Below are 18,694 nucleotides of genomic sequence, written 5' to 3' on the forward strand. Positions count from 1 at the left end.
CTTGTTAGATAGTATATCATACTGTCTAACAAATGGGGTGCAGTCCATTGGCCCCGGCTGTTTTTTGGTGGGATGGACAGGCAGAAAAAAGTGTTTGCAAGGCGGGGGAGTTTAATCCCCAAAGTGTTGTTGGGGTTATAGGTTGGCGGGCGCACAATGTGCCCCTCCCTATGAGAGAATAGGGTACACGGAGCGGGGCGGATACATTGTGCGGCGTTTGGCACCCAGCAGAGCAGGGGAAGAAAATGAAAGGATTGTAAATTGTGCGCCAAAACAGCACAAAGAGGAAAAAAGCGTGGACAGGCACCGGCTGTTTGTGATATACTTAAAAAATACAAAATAGTTACAAAGTGGGCTGGTGCGCAGCATGTGCCGGCCTATGTGGAGGTGTATGGTTACGGAAGCCATTCGGAGCCGTATGGTGTGGGTCATCACGGGGGTACTGGCGCTGCTGGTGCTGCTGGCGCTGCCTGCAAAAGCGGAAAGTGCGGACTATGAAACAACGCTGGACCGCTTGGGCCGCCTGCAAGCGCTGGCGGAACAGTATATTGAAGAAAAGAACAGCGGCGATGACCCCATTGACCTGACTTTGAGCTTTACCCGTGTGGGGGATTATAACACGGACATCTGGCAGCTGACGGCGGGCACCCGCGATGGCGAATTTGAAAAGTACGCCACCGATGCAGACCCGGACCTGTGGGATTTGCAGGGGATGAACACCGTGGAACTGCCCAACGGGCAGGGCATTGATTTCGGCCACCTGCTGGCGGCCATGAACCTGGTATACCGCGGCATGCCCATTGCCGGCAGCTGGGGCGGCGACTGCATGCAGCTGGCGCAGGTGTATGCCGGGCAGGCCAGCGATGCAGACGGCTATGCCAGCCTGATGCAGCAGACCTTTGCCATTGAGGATGACGGCAGTGCTTCCAAATTTGGCGACCAGGACCTGCGCGCTGACCTGGACTCCGTTGTGGCAGGGTCCGAGCTGAAAAGCGGCAGCAACGTTGCCGATGTGCTGCGGAACTATTACACCAACCTGACGGATTATGACCGCTGCTACCAGTTTATTGCCATGAGCTTTGGCAGCATGAACACCAGCGACAGCGAAGCGTTCCGCAACAAGGTGTACAGCACCATGACGGCGGATGCCGGCATGCAGCTGCTGCTGTATAAGATCGGCATGTGGTCCAGCAGCGGCTGGCAGGTGGATGCCGATGCAGAACCCGCCCTGCGCGGTGCCTGCAATGAACTGGCTGATTACCTGAGCCGCGCTGTGAACGGCGAAAAGGTCAAAAGTGCATCCAGCACCCTGATGCACACGATGGCTGGGCAGGCCCTTGTGGATGCCCTGAATGCACTGGGAGATGGGGAAGCAGCTTCCGCTGCACAGAGCGCACTGGAAGCGGATTCCGGCGCTACAATATCGACCAGCAGCGGGGACGCTGTGGATGATGCCCTGAACACCGCAACCGAAAAGCTGAAAACGGATTTTAACGCCCAGGCCTTTGAGCTGGGGCTGCTGGTATTGGGCGCTGCCGCCCTGCTGGGCATGGTGGTGTGCATTGCCATGCTGATCAGCCACCGCAGCAAACGCAATCGCTGAGCCGGGCAAACGAAAGAAAAAGGAATGGGGCGCTGCCGGGTGAAACGGCAGCGCCCCATTTTATGTGGAAAGAAAGTAAAGGCAACACCGCACAATTCCCGCCTTGCGGCTTAAGCACCGCTCCGGCAGCTGCGGCACGGCATCTGCGTTGCCAAAATGCTCGATAATGTCGGGTTGCGGTACCCGCATCGTGCTTCGGGGGCAAAAGCCCCTCGCACTCTGCGACCGCTGCCCCTGCTTCGGTTCGCTGTTTCCGCCACTGGCGGCGCTCACCTTTGCAGCATCCAGTATTATCTGCGCTTTTGGCTTGGCATCTGCCGCACCTCGCTCGCCGTATCGGCACTTAGAATTATGCGGTATTGCCTAAAAAGTGAATGGCGGAAATCAAAGTTCGCGGTAGGTGACCTGTTCCATCAGCTGTTGGATGGTTTCCAGGCTGGCAGCCTGAGTACCGGTGCACATTACGCTGGCGGCACCGGCGGCAGTGGAAAGGCGCAGCGTTTCTTCCAGCGTCAGGCCGCGCTCTTCGGCAACAGCCAGGGCGGCGATGACGGCATCCCCGGCACCAACGGTATCCTTGACGGGAACACGCAGGCCGGGCACAAAGATGGTCTGCTCCGGCAGAACATGCAGCATACCGCGGCTGCCCATCGAGACGATGACCTTTTGCACGCCGGTCTGCAACAGCTCACGGGCGGCGGCGGTCAGCTCCTGCTGGCTGTCCAGCGCGCGGCCCATCAGGTGGGAAAGCTCCTCGCTGTTGGGCTTGATGAGGAACGGCTTTGCCTTAACGCCCTCCACCATGCCGGCACCGTCAGAGTCCAGAATGACCTTGGCACCTTTTTCGCGGCAGGCATCGCCCCACACGCGGTAGGTGTCGGCAGGAGCATTCACCGGCAAGCTGCCGGCCAGCACCACGATATCGTCGTGGCGCAGCAGCCTCAGCAGGTGGTCCAGCAGGCTTTGCAGGGTAGCCGGGTCCACGGGAACACCGGGTTCGTTGATCTCGGTGCTGGTGTGGGCGATGGGATCCACCACTTTCAGATTGATGCGGGTGTTGCCCTCAACGGGCAAAAAGTCACAGGTCATGTTCAGGCCGGACAGAGCTTCGGAGATCATCTGCCCGGTGCTGCCGCCCAGAATACCAAGGACGCGGCTGGTGCTGCCCAGTGCGGCAACCACCTTGGAAACATTGATGCCTTTACCGCCCGGATCGGTGCGGATGGAAGTAATGCGGTTTACGCCGTCCGTGGTAAAGGAAGGAATTTCAACGGTTTTATCCAGTGCCGGGTTCAGGGTGACAGTATAGATCATGAAAATGAGCCTCCTTATGGGGAGAAATGTCAGAATAAGGGCAGTGGCAAAGGCAATCGATAATTGTCAATCTTTTATCATTATACGCTGAATTGTGAAATATCGCAAGTAAAAGCGCGAAAATCAGAATAATCTTAACAAACTGTTTACACGGAGGAGAACAACATGGCACAGGGAATGGAACTATTGGATAACGGCACCAAGGTGTTTACCGGGCCGGGGGCAGCCTTTGGTACGGACGCCTTGCTGCTGGCCCGGTTTGCCATGCCGCGCCGCAAAGAAACAGCGCTGGACCTGTGCAGCGGGTGCGGGATCGTAGCGCTGGCCTGGCACGATGCCGGACACCGTGGCCTATGCACAGCGGTGGAGCTGGATGCCGATGCTTCGGCCCTGTGCCGCCGTGCTGTGCAGGAAACGCCGGGTGCAGAGCATATTACCGCTCTTTGCACCGACCTGCGGACGTTCTGCAAAAGCGGACCGGAACAGGGAAAATATGACTTCGCTGCCTGCAACCCGCCCTATTTTACCGGCGGATATGTCAGCCCGGATGCCCGCCGCGCCACGGCCCGGCATGACGGCAGCTGCACGATGCAGGATGTTGCCGCCTGTGCGGCCCGTGCCCTGCACGATGGCGGCAAGCTGGCCCTATGCCACCGCCCGGAACAGATGGCGGCGGTGTTTGCCGCGCTCTGCGCCGTTGGGCTGGAGCCCAAGCGGGTGGCTCTGGTGCGCAAGGATGAACACAGCAAACCCTGGCTGTTTTTGGTGGAAGCCCAGAAGGGAAGAAAGCCGGGGATCCGGTGGGAGGAGGACGTTTTAACGGGGAATGGGGTTAGGTACGGGAGATGATAGTTAGGAGTTAGGAGTTAGGAAGTAGGAGTTAGGAGTTGGCGGCGGGGCGAAGCTGCGACGCGGGGAAAATGAGGAATCGGATTGGGGACGGGTACAAAACGGGATGGAAAAGGTTCCGGGATGCGCAGTGATTCCCTAAGGCAACACCGCATAATTCTAAGTGCCGATACGGCGAGCGAGGTGCGGCAGATGCCAAGCCAAAAGCGCAGATAATACTGGATGCTGCAAAGGTGCGCGCCGCCAGTGGCGGAAACAGCGAACCGAAGCAGGGGCAGCGGTTGCAGAGTGCGAGGGGCTTTTGCCCCCGAAGCACGATGCGGGTACCGCAACCCGACATTATCGAGCATTTTGGCAACGCAGATGCCGTGCCGCAGCTGCCGGAGCGGTGCTTAAGCCGCAAGGCGGGAATTGTGCGGTGGTGCCCTAAGTTCTAAATGGATAGATATAAAAAACCGCCCGTCACACAAAATGTGACGGGCGGTTGAGTTTTAGGGGTTAGGTATCAGGATCAGCCGAACATGTTGATCAGGATGCCGGCGGCGACAGCGGAACCGATAACACCGGCAACGTTGGGACCCATGGCGTGCATGAGCAGGTAGTTGCGGGGGTTGTATTCCTGGCCGACTTTCTGGGAAACACGGGCGGCCATGGGAACAGCGGAAACACCGGCGGAGCCGATCAGCGGGTTAATCTTGCCGTGGGTGACAAAGCACATGACCTTGCCCAGCAGAACGCCGCCTGCGGTGCCGACACCGAAAGCAACAATGCCCAGAACAATGATCTCAACGGTCTGGATGTTCAGGAAGGTTGCGGCATTGGTGGTGCAGCCAACGCTGAAGCCCAGGAAGATGGTGATGATGTTCATCAGTTCGTTGCCGGCGGTCTTTTTGATACGCTCAACAACGCCGCATTCCTTCATCAGGTTGCCCAGCATCAGGCAGCCAACCAGGATGGCGGCATCGGGCAGGGTGAGGGAAACGATGATGGTAACAATGATCGGGAAGAGGATCTTCTCAGTCTTGGAAACCTTGCGCGGGCTTTCCATCACGATTTGACGCTCTTTTTCGGTGGTCAGAACTTTCATGATGGGCGGCTGGATAACAGGCACCAGCGCCATGTAGCAGTACGCGGCAACCGCGATGGAACCCAGCAGGTGCGGGGCCAGGCGGGTGGTGACGAAGATAGCGGTCGGGCCATCGGCACCGCCGATGATGCCGATGGAAGCGGCTTCCTTGTTGGTGAAGCCCAGGATTTTGGCGCCAACGAAGGTGAAGAAGATGCCCAGCTGTGCGGCAGCGCCCAGCAGCAGGCTGGACGGACGTGCAATCAGCGGTTCAAAGTCGGTCATGGTACCGATGCCAAGGAAAATCAGCGGGGGATAGATACCCAGCTTGACGCCTAAGTAAATATAGTCCGCCATGCCGCCGGATGTACCCAGCAGCTCCCAGTTGATGTGCTGCGTTTCGTTGATGAAGATGTCCATATGGAAGATGCCGTCCAGCGGCAGGTTGGTCATCAGCATGCCGAAGCCGATGGGCAGCAGCAGCAAAGGCTCAAACTGGTGGACAATGGCCAGGTACAGCAGCACGCAGGCCACGCCGATCATGACGGCATACTTCCAGCCGCCCTCGGCAAAGAAAATCTGTGCCCAACCGGAGTTGGCAAAGATCTCAGCGATGTTGGTAAAAATTGCTCCCATTGTTTCGTCCCCTTTCCATCACATAAACGGCGTGGTGTTCTGGGTAACGCCGGCGTCGCCCCAGGCGCCGCGGCGGGAACCAGTAGCCGTCTTTTTCTGAACGCGGTGAATGCCGCGGATGGTCAGGTTTTCACCCAGAGAGGCAACGGCTGCAGCAATGGCAGCAACGATCTCGCCGGGGATGGAGCCGTCAGCAGCGGGTGCTGCGGGGGCGGCAGGAGCAGCCTTGGCGATATTCTGTGCGGCCGGTGCAGCGGGCGCTGCAGGGGCGGCAGGTGCCTTGGGGGCGGCTTTGGTGCCATTCTTTTTGTTCTTGATGGCGTCAAAAATCTTGCCTTCCACAGTGATAATGAGGCAAAGCGCAACCAGCATGGCGAACACCAGCGTGATGCTGGTCAGAACCACAGTGCCGTCAGCGGCCTCAAGGGCGAGCAGAGCGATAGAATTGCTCATTGGGCAATATCCTCCTTTAGCTTGCGGTGCACAGCACCGTTGATTTTCCCCCGTACACGGTACAAAAACCGAGCCGGGCAAATTTTACCCAAGTATGGTTTTATTATAACACAGCGGCTCAATTTTTGGTAGCGGGTTTTGAAAAAATGTGACAAAAATATTGTGAAACCGTGTCTTTACGATGAAAAATGTAAATTTGCGCGCAAAGCACCATGCAGAATAAAGTTGACAGCCGGGCAGAAAATGCAGGTTGCACAAACGAGCGGAAGAACAAAACGGGGAACGCTGTGCAAATTGCACATTTTGACAAAAAATGAAAAGTTTTGCTTGACGGCGGGGCTTGCCGGGGTTACAATGTGGGCAAATCAAAACCACGGCAATGGCGCCGGGCAGGTACATCCTGCCCGGCGCTTTTGTTATTTAAGCATCTGGGGCAACACCGCACAATTCCCGCCTTGCGGCTTAAGCACCGCTCCGGCGGCTGCGGCACGGCATCTGCGTTGCCAAAATACTCGATAATGTCGGGTTGCGGTACCCGCATCGTGCTTCGGGGGCAAAAGCCCCTCGCACTCTGCGACCGCTGCCCCTGCTTCGGTTCGCTGTTTCCGCCACTGGCGGCGCTCACCTTTGCAGCATCCAGTATTATCTGCGCTTTTGGCTTAGCATCTGCCGCACCTCGCTCGCCGTATCGGCACTTAGAATTATGCGGCATTGCCATGGCTTAATGCGGCAAGAAAAAATAGAGGAAGCGCCGTGGTTTGATCTTGAGAGGAGTGGTTTGAATATGTACAACTCATCAACCGTCATCTGGGTGCTGGTTGCGGCATTCCTGGTGTACTTTATGCAAGCAGGCTTTGCTTTGTGCGAAGCTGGCCTGACCCGTGCAAAGAACACCGGCAACATCCTGATGAAAAACATGATGGACTTCTGCATCGGCACACCGTGCTTCTGGCTGGTCGGCTTCGGCATCATGTTTGCAGGTTCCGGCCCGCTCATCGGCGGCTTTGCCCCCTTTATGAGCGGCGACTACAGCGCCATCCTGCCGGAGGGCGTGCCCCTTTGGGTTTATGCCGTGTTCCAGACCGTGTTCTGTGCAACGGCAGCAACCATTGTTTCCGGCTCCATGGCAGAGCGTACCAAGTTCAGCGCTTACTGCTGCTACTCGGCCGCTATCAGCCTGATCGTTTACCCCATCTCCGGCCACTGGATCTGGGGCGGCGGCTGGCTGGCACAGCTGGGCTTCCATGATTTTGCCGGTTCCACCGCCGTTCACTTTGTTGGCGGCGTTACCGCCTGCCTGGGCGCCTGGATGCTTGGCCCCCGTATTGGTAAGTACGGCAAGGACGGCAAGGCCCGCGCAATCCCCGGCCACAACCTGACCGCCATGGCCTTGGGCGTGTTTATCCTGTGGTTCTGCTGGTTCGGGTTCAACGGTGGCTCCACCGTGGCAATGGCAAGCGATGACGCCATGGTTTCCGCTGGTCTGGTCTGCTTCAATACCAACCTGGCCGCTGCGCTGGCTACCGTTGCCGCGCTGATCACCAGCTGGGTGCGTTACGGCAAACCCGATGTCTCCCTTACCTTTAACGGTGCTCTGGCCGGTCTGGTTGCCATTACCGCAGGCTGCGATATGGTTGATCCGTTCGGCGCTGCCATCATCGGCATCGTTGCCGGTGTGCTCTGCATCTTCTCCGTTGAATTTTTTGATAACGTTGTCAAGATTGATGACCCTGTCGGCGCTGTTTCCGTGCACTGCATGAACGGCATGTGGGGCACCATTGCAACCGGCCTGTTCTCCACCAGTGAGGGCCTGCTGTACGGCCATGGCTTCCGTTTCTTTGGCGTTCAGGTTTTGGGCGTTATCTGCGTGGCTGCCTGGGTGCTGGTTTCCATGACCGTCATCTTTACCATCATCAAAAAGACCATCGGCCTGCGTGTGACCGAAAAAGAAGAAATCGACGGCCTGGATATCCACGAGCACGGCCTGACTTCCGCTTACTCCGGCTTCTCCATCTCTGACCCGACTTACGCTGAGATGAGCGTGAACGAGAACACCGACCTGGGTGAAGACGACATCACCAAGGCAAGCGAAGCCAAAATCAATGCCGCCGTCAAGGTCGTCAAGGAAGAACCTCTGCCCGCTGAGCTGAATTCCGGCATGCACAAGGTCGTTATGATCGTGCAGCTGGCCAAGTTTGAAGCTTTGAAAGCTGCCATGAACGCTGTCGGTGTGACCGGCATGACCGTTACCCAGGTTATGGGCTGCGGCCTGCAGAAGGGCAGCGGCGAGAAATACCGTGGTGCGGAGGTCGACGCAACCCTGATTCCCAAGGTCAAGGTTGAAGTTGTTGTCAGCAAGATCCCGGTAGACAAGATCATCGACACCGCCACCAAGGTTCTGTACACCGGCCATATCGGTGATGGCAAGATCTTTGTTTACAATGTGGCCAAGGTGGTCAAGGTCCGCACCGGCGAAGTAAACTACGCCGCTTTGCAGGACGTTGAGTAATTTCCCTACCTTATATATAGCAGCTTGCAAGCGCTGCTGGTATAAGTGGGAAAAGCAATTTTAACAACCTCCAACATACTCTCTCCGATACAATACAACAAAATCCGGCACCCTGACTTTTGCGGCCAGGGTGCCGGATTCTTTATGCCTTATTTGCGGTTCGGGCAGTTCAGCTGGTGCGCTTTGAAAAACAGAGCACCGTTGCCGCGCTTGCTGGTAAAGATAGCCCCCACGATCAGCATACCCAGCCCAATGCCCAGGCAGGCACCCTGGATGGCCTGCAGCACGGGCAAACCGGAAAAATCAAAGTGGTTCATGACCAGGTAGATCAGGACGGTGGCAATCGAGATCAGGTACATGTAATGGAACCGGTGGGTCACTTTTTCCATCACGTCATTGCTGTAGTCCGCAACCTTGCGGGCGGTTTCTTCGGTGGCGCTTTTTGTTTCGGGGGTGTTCATAGCATCAGGCTTCCTTTCTCCGTCTAACAGTTCACGCAGCTCCACGCCGTAAAAATCGGCAAGCTGGATGAGGGTGGGGAGGTCGGGCAGGTTGACACCGTTTTCCCAGCGGGAAACACTGCGGTTGGTCACGCACATGATTTCAGCCAGGTTTTCCTGGGTGAGCTGGCGCTCCTGGCGGAGCTGCTTCAAGAAAGTGCCGATTTTCTGTTGATCCATTGGATTCATCCTCCCTATAGCTGCATGATACCACAGCCGAAGCAAAAAACACCACGACACAGTGCGGGAACCGGGGCAAAAATGGCCGGACATGGGCCGTCGGGTTGGGAAGAGTATAGCATAAATGGGGGAAAGATTGAAGTTAGGAGGGAAAACAGTTAGGAGTTAGGAGTTGAATGGGGCGGGGCGAGTGGCAAATAAAAGAGCCCGGCGCGGGGCCGGGCGGAATAAGAGGGGGTTAAACGTTGAGTTTGACGGTGCGCTTATAGACGAAGGCAGCGGCGAGGGCACTGAGAAGCTCGGTGACCCAGAAAGCGTGCCATACGCCGACGGGGCCAAACATGCGGCAGAGGATCCACGCAGCGGGGATCATGATGATGATGTAGCGGCACAGCGAGATGACGAGAGACTGGGTGCCCTTGCCCAGTGCCTCCAGCGAGCCGGAGGCCGTGACTGAGAGGGTGGATACCAGGAAGCCCGCGCTGATGATGCGCAAAGCAACCTGACCGGCGGCGATGGTATCGGCGTTGGTGGTGAACATGCCGATCAAAGCGGGGCTGCCCATCAGGCAGATGATGGTGCCGGCGGCCATGATGGCGGCGTTCATACCCATGGCAAGGTTATAGATCTTTTTCACGCGGCCATGCTCTCCGGCGCCGTAATTATAGCTGATGAGGGGGCGCATGCCCTGCACAATGCCGCCCGCGGGCAGGTACAGGAAGGTTTGCAGCTTATAATAAATACCCAGAATGACCACATACCCCTGCGAGTAAGCGGCCAGCAGAGAGTTGAGGAAAGAAACCAACACCGAGGGCAGCGCCAGGTTGAGAATGGCGGGAACGCCGATGGAGTAAAGCTTGGCATCCAACCGCCAGTCCGGCTTGATGCAGCTGAGCCGCAGCTGCACGGGAAAACGGTGGGTGCAGTAAATAATAAGGTAGACGCTTAAGGTGACGCACTGTCCGATGCCGGTTGCCAGCGCCGCGCCGGAGATACCCAGCATGGGAAAAGGCCCAAGGCCGAAGATGAGCACAGGGTCCAGAATGATGTTGGTGATGGAACCGCACAGCAGGGCGGCCATCGTTTCGTTCATGCGGCCAACGGCCTGGAACAGCTTTTCAAAGCAAAGTTCCGCCATGATGACCGGGGCAAAGAAGAACGCAATACTGGAATACCGCACGCCGAGGGCAATGACGGCTTCATCGCCAGTGAAAAGCCGCAGAAAGCCGGGCATCATGGCGATGCAGACAACGGCAGCAATCAGGCCGTGCAGGATGGAAAAGACCAGGCCGTGGGTGGCGGCGGTATCGGCACGGCAGCGGTCCCCCGCGCCGGAATACAGCGCGATCAGGGCGTTGATGCCGACGCCGAAGCCAATGGCAATGGCGTTGATCATGTTCTGCACCGGGTACACCAGCGAAAGCGCCGTCATGGCCTGCTCACTGATCTGGGCAACAAAAAAACTGTCCACAATGTTGTACAGCGCGTTCACTGTCATGGAAAGCACCATGGGCAGCGCCATGGAAACCAGCAGCGGGAAAATAGGCCGCTCTTTCATAAAAGTATCGTTCACGGGTAAAGTGTAGCTCCTTTTTAGTTGGAATGCAGTGGAAATGGCGGGCAAAAACGGCACAAAAAAACCACACAACCACGCGTTAGCGCGGTTGTGTGGCGAAAAGTAGCAGTGCTGTAAAAATCCACACCGGGTTTTAGTAGGTATAGAATAGCATACACGGTGCGGGGTGTCAAGGGGCGAGGCGGAATGTTTTTGCGCCAGGGGCTTTGCAGGCGGGCGGGGGCGTGGTATAATCAAAATGTTCCAACATTATTATATTATAGGAGTGAAAAACGATGAGCAACACCGCACTGCATACCGATAAAGCCCCCGCCGCCATTGGCCCGTATTCCCAGGGTATCCAGGCAGGCAACACCATTTACGTTTCCGGCCAGATCCCCATTGACCCGGCTACCGGCGAATTTGCCGGGCAGGACATCAAGACCCAGACGCACCAGAGCCTGACCAATATTTCCAACATTCTGGCCGCTGCAGGCGCAAGCATGGCTGATGTGGTAAAAACCACGGTGCTGCTGAACGATATTGCAGACTTTGCCGCCATGAACGAGGTGTACGCTGAGTTCTTTACCGAGCCGTACCCCGCCCGCGCCGCTTTCCAGGCGGCAGGCATCCCCAAAGGCGCACTGGTAGAGATCGAGTGCGTGGCCGTGAAGGGCTGATAACGAACCCGAAGCGACAAAATGCGCCCCTGCGAAAAAAACTGTGGGGAAATTTACGCTTTTGTATTGACAACAGCGTTTGTGCTGTGGTATAGTATTTGAGGTAAAAAAAGCAGCGTCCGGCAGTGTGCCGTCGTTCACCTTGCGGGCCAAAGGGCTCCGGGTCATACAAAGATCACGCAATGATTGCGTGCCAACTTCGTATTCAGGCGGCTGCTTTTAGGGGCAGCCGCTTTTTCATTTCAATCTTTCAAGACTTGTAACGGAGGTGTATTCCAATCGCGAGCAACAGCAATTCCAAGGAACTGGAAATCAATGAGCAGATCCGTGATAAGGAAGTCCGCCTGATTGGCGCGGACGGCCAGCAGAAGGGCGTTATGAGCCCCCGCGATGCGCTGAAAATGGCGCAGGCGCTGGATCTGGACCTGGTCAAGGTGGCTCCCCAGGCCAAGCCCCCTGTCTGCAAAATTCTCGATTACGGCAAGTACCGTTTTGAGATGCAGAAAAAGGAAAAGGAAGCCAAGAAAAACCAGAAAGTGATCGAGCTGAAGGAGATCCGCCTTTCGCTCAACATTGATACCAACGACTTTAACACCAAGGTCAACCAGGCCGCAAAGTTCTTGCAGCAGGGCCACAAGGTAAAGGTTTCCATCCGGTTCCGCGGCCGCGAAATGGCGCACACCAGTCTGGGTATTGATGTGGAGCAGCGCTTTGCACAGGCGCTGGAAGGCAAGGCTGTGGTTGATAAGCAGCCTAAGCTGGAAGGCCGCAGCATGATGATGTTCCTGTCCCCCAGCCCGACCAAGTAAATACTCTATCTTACGGAGGAAAAGAAAATGGCTAAAATGAAACTTAAGACCTGCTCCGGTGCCAAAAAGCGCTTTAAGATGACTGCTTCCGGCAAGATCAAGCGCAACGCTTCCAAGCGCCGTCACATCCTGACCAAGAAGACCACCAAGCTCACCCGCGGCCTGCGTATGCCCAAGTACGTTGACAAGACCAACGAGGCTACTGTCCGCAAGATGATGCCCTACGGCGGCTGATTCGGCTGAATCATTTTCTGACTTGACTTAATGTGACTGTGTAAAAGGAGATATTACCATGGCTCGTATTAAAGGCGCAACCATGACGCATAAGCGTCGCACCAAAACTTTGAAGCTGGCTAAGGGCTACTACGGCTCCAAGAGCAAGCATTTCCGTATGGCCAAACAGGCTGTGATGAAGTCTGGCAACTATGCTTTCGTTGGTCGTAAGCAGAAGAAGCGCCAGTTCCGCAACCTGTGGATCACCCGCATCAACAACGCTGTTCGTGCCCAGGGCATGAACTACTCCACCTTCATGAACGGCCTGAAGAAGTCCGGCATCGAGCTGAACCGCAAGATGCTGAGCGAGATGGCCATCCACGATCCCGCCAGCTTCAACGCTCTGGTCGAGACCGCCAAGAAGGCGCTGTAAGAATCAGCTTTTTCAAAGACGCATGCGCCGCGCGCGCGTGCGTCATTTTGTTTATATGGAGATCATACGGGGGTGCCAGATGGAAACCATCACCAGCCGCGAAAACGCCAAAATCAAATATGCCTGCCGCCTGCGGGAAGAAGAAAAGCTCCGCACGGCGGATGGCCTGTTTTTTGCTGAGGGCCCCAAGCTCTGTCTGGAGCTGGCCCGCGGCTGTACCCTGCAAACCCTGTATGCCACCGAGAAGGCCCTGGCCCATACCCCAGAACTGGAAGCCTTTGCGGGCAAAACTGTGCTGGTAACAGAGCCGGTGGCACAAAAGCTTTCCGGAACCAAAACCAGCCAGGATGTGTTCGGCGTGTTTGAACACCCCGGCTGGCAGGCGGCAGATATTTTGGCAAAGGGACGCCGTATTCTGGCACTGGAAGCGGTGCAGGACCCCGGCAATGTGGGCACCCTGCTGCGCAGCGCGGCGGCCTTTGGCTTTGACGGTGTGCTGCTCTCCAAGGGGTGCGCGGCACCCTTTGCCCCCAAAACACTGCGGGCATCCATGGGGGCAGCCGGGCGGCTGCCGGTGGCCCCGGTGCAGGATCTGCCGCAGGCATTGCAGCAGCTGCGCGCACGCGGCGTGGTCTGCCTGGCTGCGGCGCTCTACCATTCCCGCCCGCTGGACGAAGCCCCGCAAAGCTACCCGGACGGCCTGTGCGCCGTGATCGGCAGTGAGGGACAGGGCTTGACGGACGCTGCCGTGCAGGCCTGCGATATGGCGGTGCGCATCCCAATGACGGACCTGGTGGAAAGCCTGAACGCCGGGGTTGCAGGCAGCGTCTTGCTTTGGCACTTCAGAGGTGTATAATAAGGTATGGACAGCACACTGTATTGGTTGTGGCTGGCCGAAGCGGTTGGGTCCAGCTGCCGCCTGGCGGGCAGACTGCTGGAAGAATACCCGGACCCGGCCGAACTGTATGGCCAGGTAAAAGCGGGCTGGAACCCGCCGGAATACCTGAGCGCAAGAGCCCGCGAATTTATGCAGGCGGTGGCCCCGGCCCAGATGGCGGGGCTGAAAAAGCGCTGCGATGATTTGAATATTTTTATCCTGACACCGGACAGCGCCGATTACCCCCAGCGGCTGCGGGATCTGCCCGACCTGCCGTTGGTGCTGTACGGCACCGGAAACCCTGCCTGCCTGAACGGGCGGCGGTATGTGGGCATGGTGGGCACCCGCCGCCCCACAAAGTATGGGCTTTCCGCCTGCCGGGATCTTTCGCTGACAATGGCGGAGCAGGGTGTGGTGATCGTAAGCGGGCTGGCCGAAGGGCTGGACGGCGCAGGCCACCGCGCGGCGGTGGAAGCCGGGCAGCAGACCGTTGCTTTTTTGGGCACGGCCATCAACAAGACCTTCCCAGCGGTGAACGTGACCCTGCGCACAGAGCTGGAAGCTCTGGGAGGTGCCGTGCTGAGCGAATACCCGCCGGATTATACGGGCAAAATGACAGGGACCTTTTTGGCCCGCAACCGGCTGATTGCCGGTTTGAGCGAGGCCCTCTGCGTGGCGGAAGCCCGCACCCGCAGCGGAACGCTGAACACGGTGAGCCATGCCGAAGAGTACGGCAGGCCGGTGTTTGCGGTACCCGGCAGCATTTACAGCCCCACCAGCGAGGGCACCAATGAACTGCTGCGCACCGGCCGCGCCCGCGCCCTGTGCACGGCGGATGATGTGCTGGATACCCTGCACATTGCACCCGGCGGCACCGAGCTGGTGCAGGAGGGGGTTATGCTGGATGAGCTGACCCCCAACGCCCGCACCGTGCTGGCAGAACTGGGCCCTAAAGCGCAGACGGCAGATGACTTGGCTGCCGCAACGGGGCTTGCCGTGCAGGCTGTTCTGGCGGCGCTCATGGAGCTGGAATTTGCCGGCGCCGCCGTGGATAACGGCGGGGGCCGGTATACCGCGGCATAAGGGCAAGCGGCCCCAGCCGCAGCGGGTGGATATGGCCCGCATATATGGTGACATTACGGAAAGTATCCGATTAAGATAGGGCAATACCGCATAATTCTAAGTGCCGATACGGCGAGCGAGGTGCGGCAGATGCCAAGCCAAAAGCGCAGATAATACTGGATGTCTTATCGAGCATTTTGGCAACGCAGATGCCGTGCCGCAGCTGCCGGAGCGGTGCTTAAGCCGCAAGGCGGGAATTGTGCGGTGTTGCCATAGAACTTATACGCCAATTTGGGAGAAACAGATATGGCAAAGCAAACTGAACTGGAGCTGACTGCCCAGCAGGCAGCGCAGCCGGAAGAAACCCCGGCAAAAAAAACTGCCGCAAAAAAGACTGCAGCGAAAAAACCGGCAGCAAAAAAAGCAACCACGAAAAAGACAACGACCAAAACCAAGGCAGCTAAGGCAGAGGACGGCGAAACCGCAGCCAAAAAACCTGCCGCAAAGCGCACCACCAAAAAGACCGAAGCAAAGCCCGGCACCAAGCTGGTGATCGTGGAATCCCCGGCCAAGGCAAAGACCATTGGCAAATACCTGGGCCGCGGCTATACCGTAACGGCCAGCATGGGCCATATCCGGGACCTGCCCGCCAGCACGCTGGGCATTGATGTGGAACATGGCTATACCCCCAAGTATATTACCATCAAAGGCAAGACCGCGCTGGTCAAGGACCTGAAAGCCGAAGCGAAAAAAGCACAGACCGTCTATCTGGCAACCGACCCGGACCGTGAAGGCGAGGCAATCAGCTGGCATCTGGCCAATGTGCTGGGGCTGGACCCCACCGCCCCCAACCGCGTGACCTTTGACGAGATCACCAAAAAGGGCGTGCAGGAGGGTATGGCCCACCCGCGCACCATTGATATGGATCTGTTCAACGCCCAGCAGGCCCGGCGCGCGCTGGATCGCCTGGTGGGTTATAAGCTCAGCCCGTTTTTGTGGCATAAGGTGCGCCGCGGGCTTTCGGCTGGCCGCGTGCAGAGCGTGGCGGTGCGCATTATCCGCGACCGCGAGATCGAAATTGAAAACTTTAAGCCCGAAGAATACTGGAACATTGACGCCAACCTGAAGCCCCGCCAGAGCGGCTGTGCGTTCAACGCACGGCTGACAGCCCAGGCGGACGGCACCAAGCTGGTGGTGAAAAATAAAAAACAGGCGGATGCCATTCTGGCCGCGTTGGACGGCAAACCCTACACCGTGACCCGTGTGGATAAGGGCCAGCGCCGCCGCCAGCCGCAGCCACCGTTCATCACCTCCACCCTGCAGCAGGATGCCAGCCGCGCACTGGGGTTTTCGGCCACCCGCACCATGCGTGCCGCCCAGCGCCTGTATGAAGGTATGGAGGTGCACGGCTATGGCCAGATCGGTCTGATCACCTATATGCGTACCGACAGTCTGCGCATTGCGGACGAAGCCGCCGCAGCCGCTAAGACCTTTATCGGCAAGACCTGGGGCGAAAATTACGTCTGCAACAAAAAGCGCGTCTGGAAATCCCGCTCCGCCACAGCGGCGCAGGATGCCCACGAAGCCATCCGCCCCTCAATGCCGGAACTGACGCCGGACCAGGTGGAGGGCAGCATCTCCGGCGATGAAGCCAAGCTGTACCGCCTGATCTGGAGCCGCTTTATGGCATCCCAGATGGCAGACTGCCTGATGGATACCGTTTCGGCCAACATCACGGCGGGGGATTATATCTTCCGCGCATCGGGTTTCCATGTAACGTTTGACGGCTTTACCGCTTTGTATGAGGAAGCCACCGACGATAAGCAGAAGAAAGAAACCGCCCTGCCCCCGCTGGAAGTGAGCCAGGACCTGAAACTGAACAAGCTTTCGGCGGAGCAGAAATTCACCCAGCCGCCGCCGTACTATACTGAAGCAACGCTGATCCATGCGCTGGAAGAAAACGGTATTGGCCGCCCTTCCACCTATGCGCCGATCATTACCACCATTGTGGACCGCGGCTATGTGGAAAAGGAGCAGAAAAAGCTCAAAACCACCCCGCTGGGCCGCGCGGTGAACCAGGTCATGCTGGAACAGTTCCCTGATATCGTGGACCCGACATTCAGTGCCGATATGGAGAAAAAGCTGGACGTTGTGGAAGCCGGTAAGGCGGACTGGGTCAAAACAGTGGACGATTTCTACCAGGGCTTTGAAAAAAGCCTGGAAGCCGCCGAAAAGAACATGGAGGGCAAAAAGATCAAAGTGGAGGATATCCCCACCGACGAGATCTGCGAAAAATGCGGCCGCCCCATGGTGATCAAAAGCGGGCGGTACGGCAAGTTTGTGGCGTGTTCCGGCTTTCCGGAGTGCCGCAACGCCCACCCCATTGTAAAGGATACCGGCGGCCTGTGCCCGCTGTGCGGCGGCCATATGCTGCTGCGCAAAAGCGCCAAGGGCCGCGTGTATTACGGCTGCAGCAACTACCCCACCTGCAACTTTATGACATGGGATGAACCCGTGCCGGAAACCTGCCCCCACTGCGGCAAAACGCTGTTTAAGCGCCGCGGCCAGCTGTACTGCGCCAAAGAGGGCTGCGGGTTTGTGAAGAATATCGAAAAGACAAACGCGGAGAAATAACGCATGCAAATCAAAATCATCGGTGCCGGGCTGGCCGGGTGCGAAGCCGCCCTTTGGCTGGCGGACCACGGCGTGCAGGTGGACCTGTACGAGCAAAAGCCGGTCAAGTTTTCGCCTGCGCACAAAAGTGCAGGCTTTGCGGAGCTGATCTGCTCCAACTCCCTCAAGGCGGAACGGCCGGATTCGGCTTCCGGTCTGCTGAAAATTGAAATGCGCATGATGGGGTCCCACCTGCTGGATGCTGCCGAGACCGCCCGCGTGGCGGCTGGCGGTGCACTGGCGGTGGACCGTGATGTGTTTTCCACTGCCGTGACGGAAATGGTGGAAAAGAACTCGGGCATTACCGTTCACCGCGAGGAAGTGACCGCGCTGGACGAAAGCGTTCCGGTGCTGGTGGCTTCCGGCCCGCTGACCGAGGGTGTGCTGGCGGAGCAGATTGCCGCGCTGACCGGCAGCCACCGGCTGAGCTTTTTTGACGCCGTGGCTCCCATTGTGAGCGCCGAAAGCCTGGATATGGAAAAGATCTTTGCGGCGTCCCGCTACGGGCGCGGTGAAGCCGATTACCTGAACTGCCCATTCAACAAATTGGAATATGAAACGTTTTATAACGAATTGTTGAACGCGGAGCGTGCCCCTCTGCATGACTTTGATGGGGAGCTGACGGTGTACGAAGGCTGTATGCCTATTGAGGTGATGGCGGGCCGCGGGGCGGATACCATGCGCTATGGCCCGCTGCGCCCGGTGGGCCTGCGGGACCCGCGCACCGGCCACCGCCCCTGGGCCAACGTACAGCTGCGCGCCGAAAACACCGCCCGCACGCTGTACAATATCGTTGGTTTCCAGACCAATTTGAAATGGGGCGAGCAGAAGCGCGTTTTTTCGATGATTCCCGGCCTGGAACATGCAGAGTTCATCCGCTATGGCGTGATGCACCGCAATACCTTTTTGGAAAGCCCGGCGGTGCTGACCAAGGGGCTCTACCTGAAAGAGCACCCCAACGTGTTTTTTGCCGGGCAGATCACCGGGTTTGAGGGCTATATGGAAAGCGCGGCTTCCGGCCTGCTGGCAGCGCGCAATTTGTACGCCCGTTTGCAGGGCAGAGAGCTGCCGCCCCCGCCGACCACAACGATGTGTGGCGCACTGATCGATTATATCACCACCCCCAACAAGGACTTCCAGCCCATGGGTGCCAACATGGGCATTCTGCCGCGCACCGAGGAGATTGACACCATCCGGGATAAGCGCGAACGGTATATGGCACTTTCTGATGCTGCACAGGCCGCCATGCGGGCATGGGCAGCCGAAGCGGAACACTGAGGTG

17 protein-coding genes are annotated in these 18,694 nt (G+C 57.8%); 12 read left to right on the forward strand and 5 right to left on the reverse strand.

The genetic code is table 11. From position 1 onward, the window contains the following. Nucleotides 1-391 precede the first annotated feature (391 nt). On the forward strand, nucleotides 392-1,603 hold the full coding sequence (locus PG062_RS14380) for a hypothetical protein (protein ID WP_147237763.1): 1,212 nt from the start codon (nucleotides 392-394) through the stop codon (nucleotides 1,601-1,603). Between the two features lie 384 nt (nucleotides 1,604-1,987). Here the strand turns inward: PG062_RS14380 and pfkB are convergent, their stop codons facing one another. Beyond that, nucleotides 1,988-2,917, reverse strand: coding sequence for a 1-phosphofructokinase (gene pfkB / locus PG062_RS14385; protein ID WP_270752803.1), 930 nt, complete (start codon nucleotides 2,915-2,917; stop codon nucleotides 1,988-1,990). 165 nt (nucleotides 2,918-3,082) lie between these two features. Here pfkB and PG062_RS14390 point away from each other — a divergent pair, with 165 nt between their 5' ends. Beyond that, a complete protein-coding gene (locus PG062_RS14390) occupies nucleotides 3,083-3,766 on the forward strand; it encodes a tRNA1(Val) (adenine(37)-N6)-methyltransferase (RefSeq protein ID WP_270752804.1) in 684 nt (227 codons plus the stop codon). A gap of 511 nt (nucleotides 3,767-4,277) precedes the next feature. On the opposite strand, the gene PG062_RS14395 is transcribed toward PG062_RS14390, so the two are convergent. After that, a complete protein-coding gene (locus PG062_RS14395; protein ID WP_114001072.1) occupies nucleotides 4,278-5,468 on the reverse strand; it encodes a sodium ion-translocating decarboxylase subunit beta in 1,191 nt (396 codons plus the stop codon). An 18-nt stretch (nucleotides 5,469-5,486) separates the two neighbouring features. After that, nucleotides 5,487-5,921, reverse strand: a complete 435-nt coding sequence (locus PG062_RS14400) for an OadG family transporter subunit (RefSeq protein WP_114001071.1) — start codon at nucleotides 5,919-5,921, stop codon at nucleotides 5,487-5,489. Between the two features lie 138 nt (nucleotides 5,922-6,059). On the opposite strand from PG062_RS14400, the gene PG062_RS14405 reads away from it, so the two are divergent. Then, complete coding sequence (locus PG062_RS14405; protein WP_270752807.1) at nucleotides 6,060-6,440, forward strand: hypothetical protein; 381 nt, start codon at nucleotides 6,060-6,062, stop codon at nucleotides 6,438-6,440. Nucleotides 6,441-6,705: 265 nt separating this feature from the next. Then, a complete protein-coding gene (locus PG062_RS14410) occupies nucleotides 6,706-8,430 on the forward strand; it encodes an ammonium transporter (RefSeq protein ID WP_270752808.1) in 1,725 nt (574 codons plus the stop codon). A 149-nt stretch (nucleotides 8,431-8,579) separates the two neighbouring features. On the opposite strand, the gene relB is transcribed toward PG062_RS14410, so the two are convergent. After that, on the reverse strand, nucleotides 8,580-9,110 hold the full coding sequence (gene relB / locus PG062_RS14415; protein ID WP_270752809.1) for a type II toxin-antitoxin system RelB family anti-toxin: 531 nt from the start codon (nucleotides 9,108-9,110) through the stop codon (nucleotides 8,580-8,582). Nucleotides 9,111-9,348: 238 nt separating this feature from the next. Further along, entirely contained in the window at nucleotides 9,349-10,683 is a 1,335-nt protein-coding gene (locus PG062_RS14420; protein WP_270752810.1) for an MATE family efflux transporter, read from the reverse strand. A 278-nt stretch (nucleotides 10,684-10,961) separates the two neighbouring features. Between PG062_RS14420 and PG062_RS14425 the strand changes: the two genes are divergently transcribed. From PG062_RS14425 to trmFO, 8 genes are all read left to right on the forward strand, one after another. Then, nucleotides 10,962-11,345, forward strand: a complete 384-nt coding sequence (locus PG062_RS14425) for a RidA family protein (protein WP_270752811.1) — start codon at nucleotides 10,962-10,964, stop codon at nucleotides 11,343-11,345. A 305-nt stretch (nucleotides 11,346-11,650) separates the two neighbouring features. Further along, complete coding sequence (gene infC, locus PG062_RS14430) at nucleotides 11,651-12,154, forward strand: translation initiation factor IF-3 (RefSeq protein ID WP_371681646.1); 504 nt, start codon at nucleotides 11,651-11,653, stop codon at nucleotides 12,152-12,154. A 27-nt stretch (nucleotides 12,155-12,181) separates the two neighbouring features. Beyond that, entirely contained in the window at nucleotides 12,182-12,388 is a 207-nt protein-coding gene (gene rpmI / locus PG062_RS14435) for a 50S ribosomal protein L35 (RefSeq protein WP_113999703.1), read from the forward strand. A 58-nt stretch (nucleotides 12,389-12,446) separates the two neighbouring features. Next, entirely contained in the window at nucleotides 12,447-12,800 is a 354-nt protein-coding gene (rplT, locus tag PG062_RS14440; RefSeq protein WP_113999704.1) for a 50S ribosomal protein L20, read from the forward strand. 79 nt (nucleotides 12,801-12,879) lie between these two features. After that, complete coding sequence (locus tag PG062_RS14445) at nucleotides 12,880-13,656, forward strand: TrmH family RNA methyltransferase (protein WP_270752812.1); 777 nt, start codon at nucleotides 12,880-12,882, stop codon at nucleotides 13,654-13,656. Between the two features lie 6 nt (nucleotides 13,657-13,662). Then, nucleotides 13,663-14,760 (forward strand): DNA-processing protein DprA, encoded by a 1,098-nt coding sequence (gene dprA, locus PG062_RS14450; RefSeq protein ID WP_270752813.1) that lies wholly within the window; start codon nucleotides 13,663-13,665, stop codon nucleotides 14,758-14,760. Between the two features lie 285 nt (nucleotides 14,761-15,045). Continuing rightward, on the forward strand, nucleotides 15,046-17,373 hold the full coding sequence (topA, locus tag PG062_RS14455; RefSeq protein WP_270752814.1) for a type I DNA topoisomerase: 2,328 nt from the start codon (nucleotides 15,046-15,048) through the stop codon (nucleotides 17,371-17,373). Nucleotides 17,374-17,376: 3 nt separating this feature from the next. After that, nucleotides 17,377-18,690: a methylenetetrahydrofolate--tRNA-(uracil(54)-C(5))-methyltransferase (FADH(2)-oxidizing) TrmFO gene (gene trmFO, locus PG062_RS14460; RefSeq protein WP_270752815.1), complete on the forward strand. Its 1,314-nt coding sequence runs from the start codon at nucleotides 17,377-17,379 to the stop codon at nucleotides 18,688-18,690. Nucleotides 18,691-18,694: the final 4 nt, after the last annotated feature.

This window comes from Gemmiger qucibialis, from assembly GCF_027689445.1.
Classification (GTDB): domain Bacteria; phylum Bacillota; class Clostridia; order Oscillospirales; family Ruminococcaceae; genus Gemmiger; species Gemmiger qucibialis.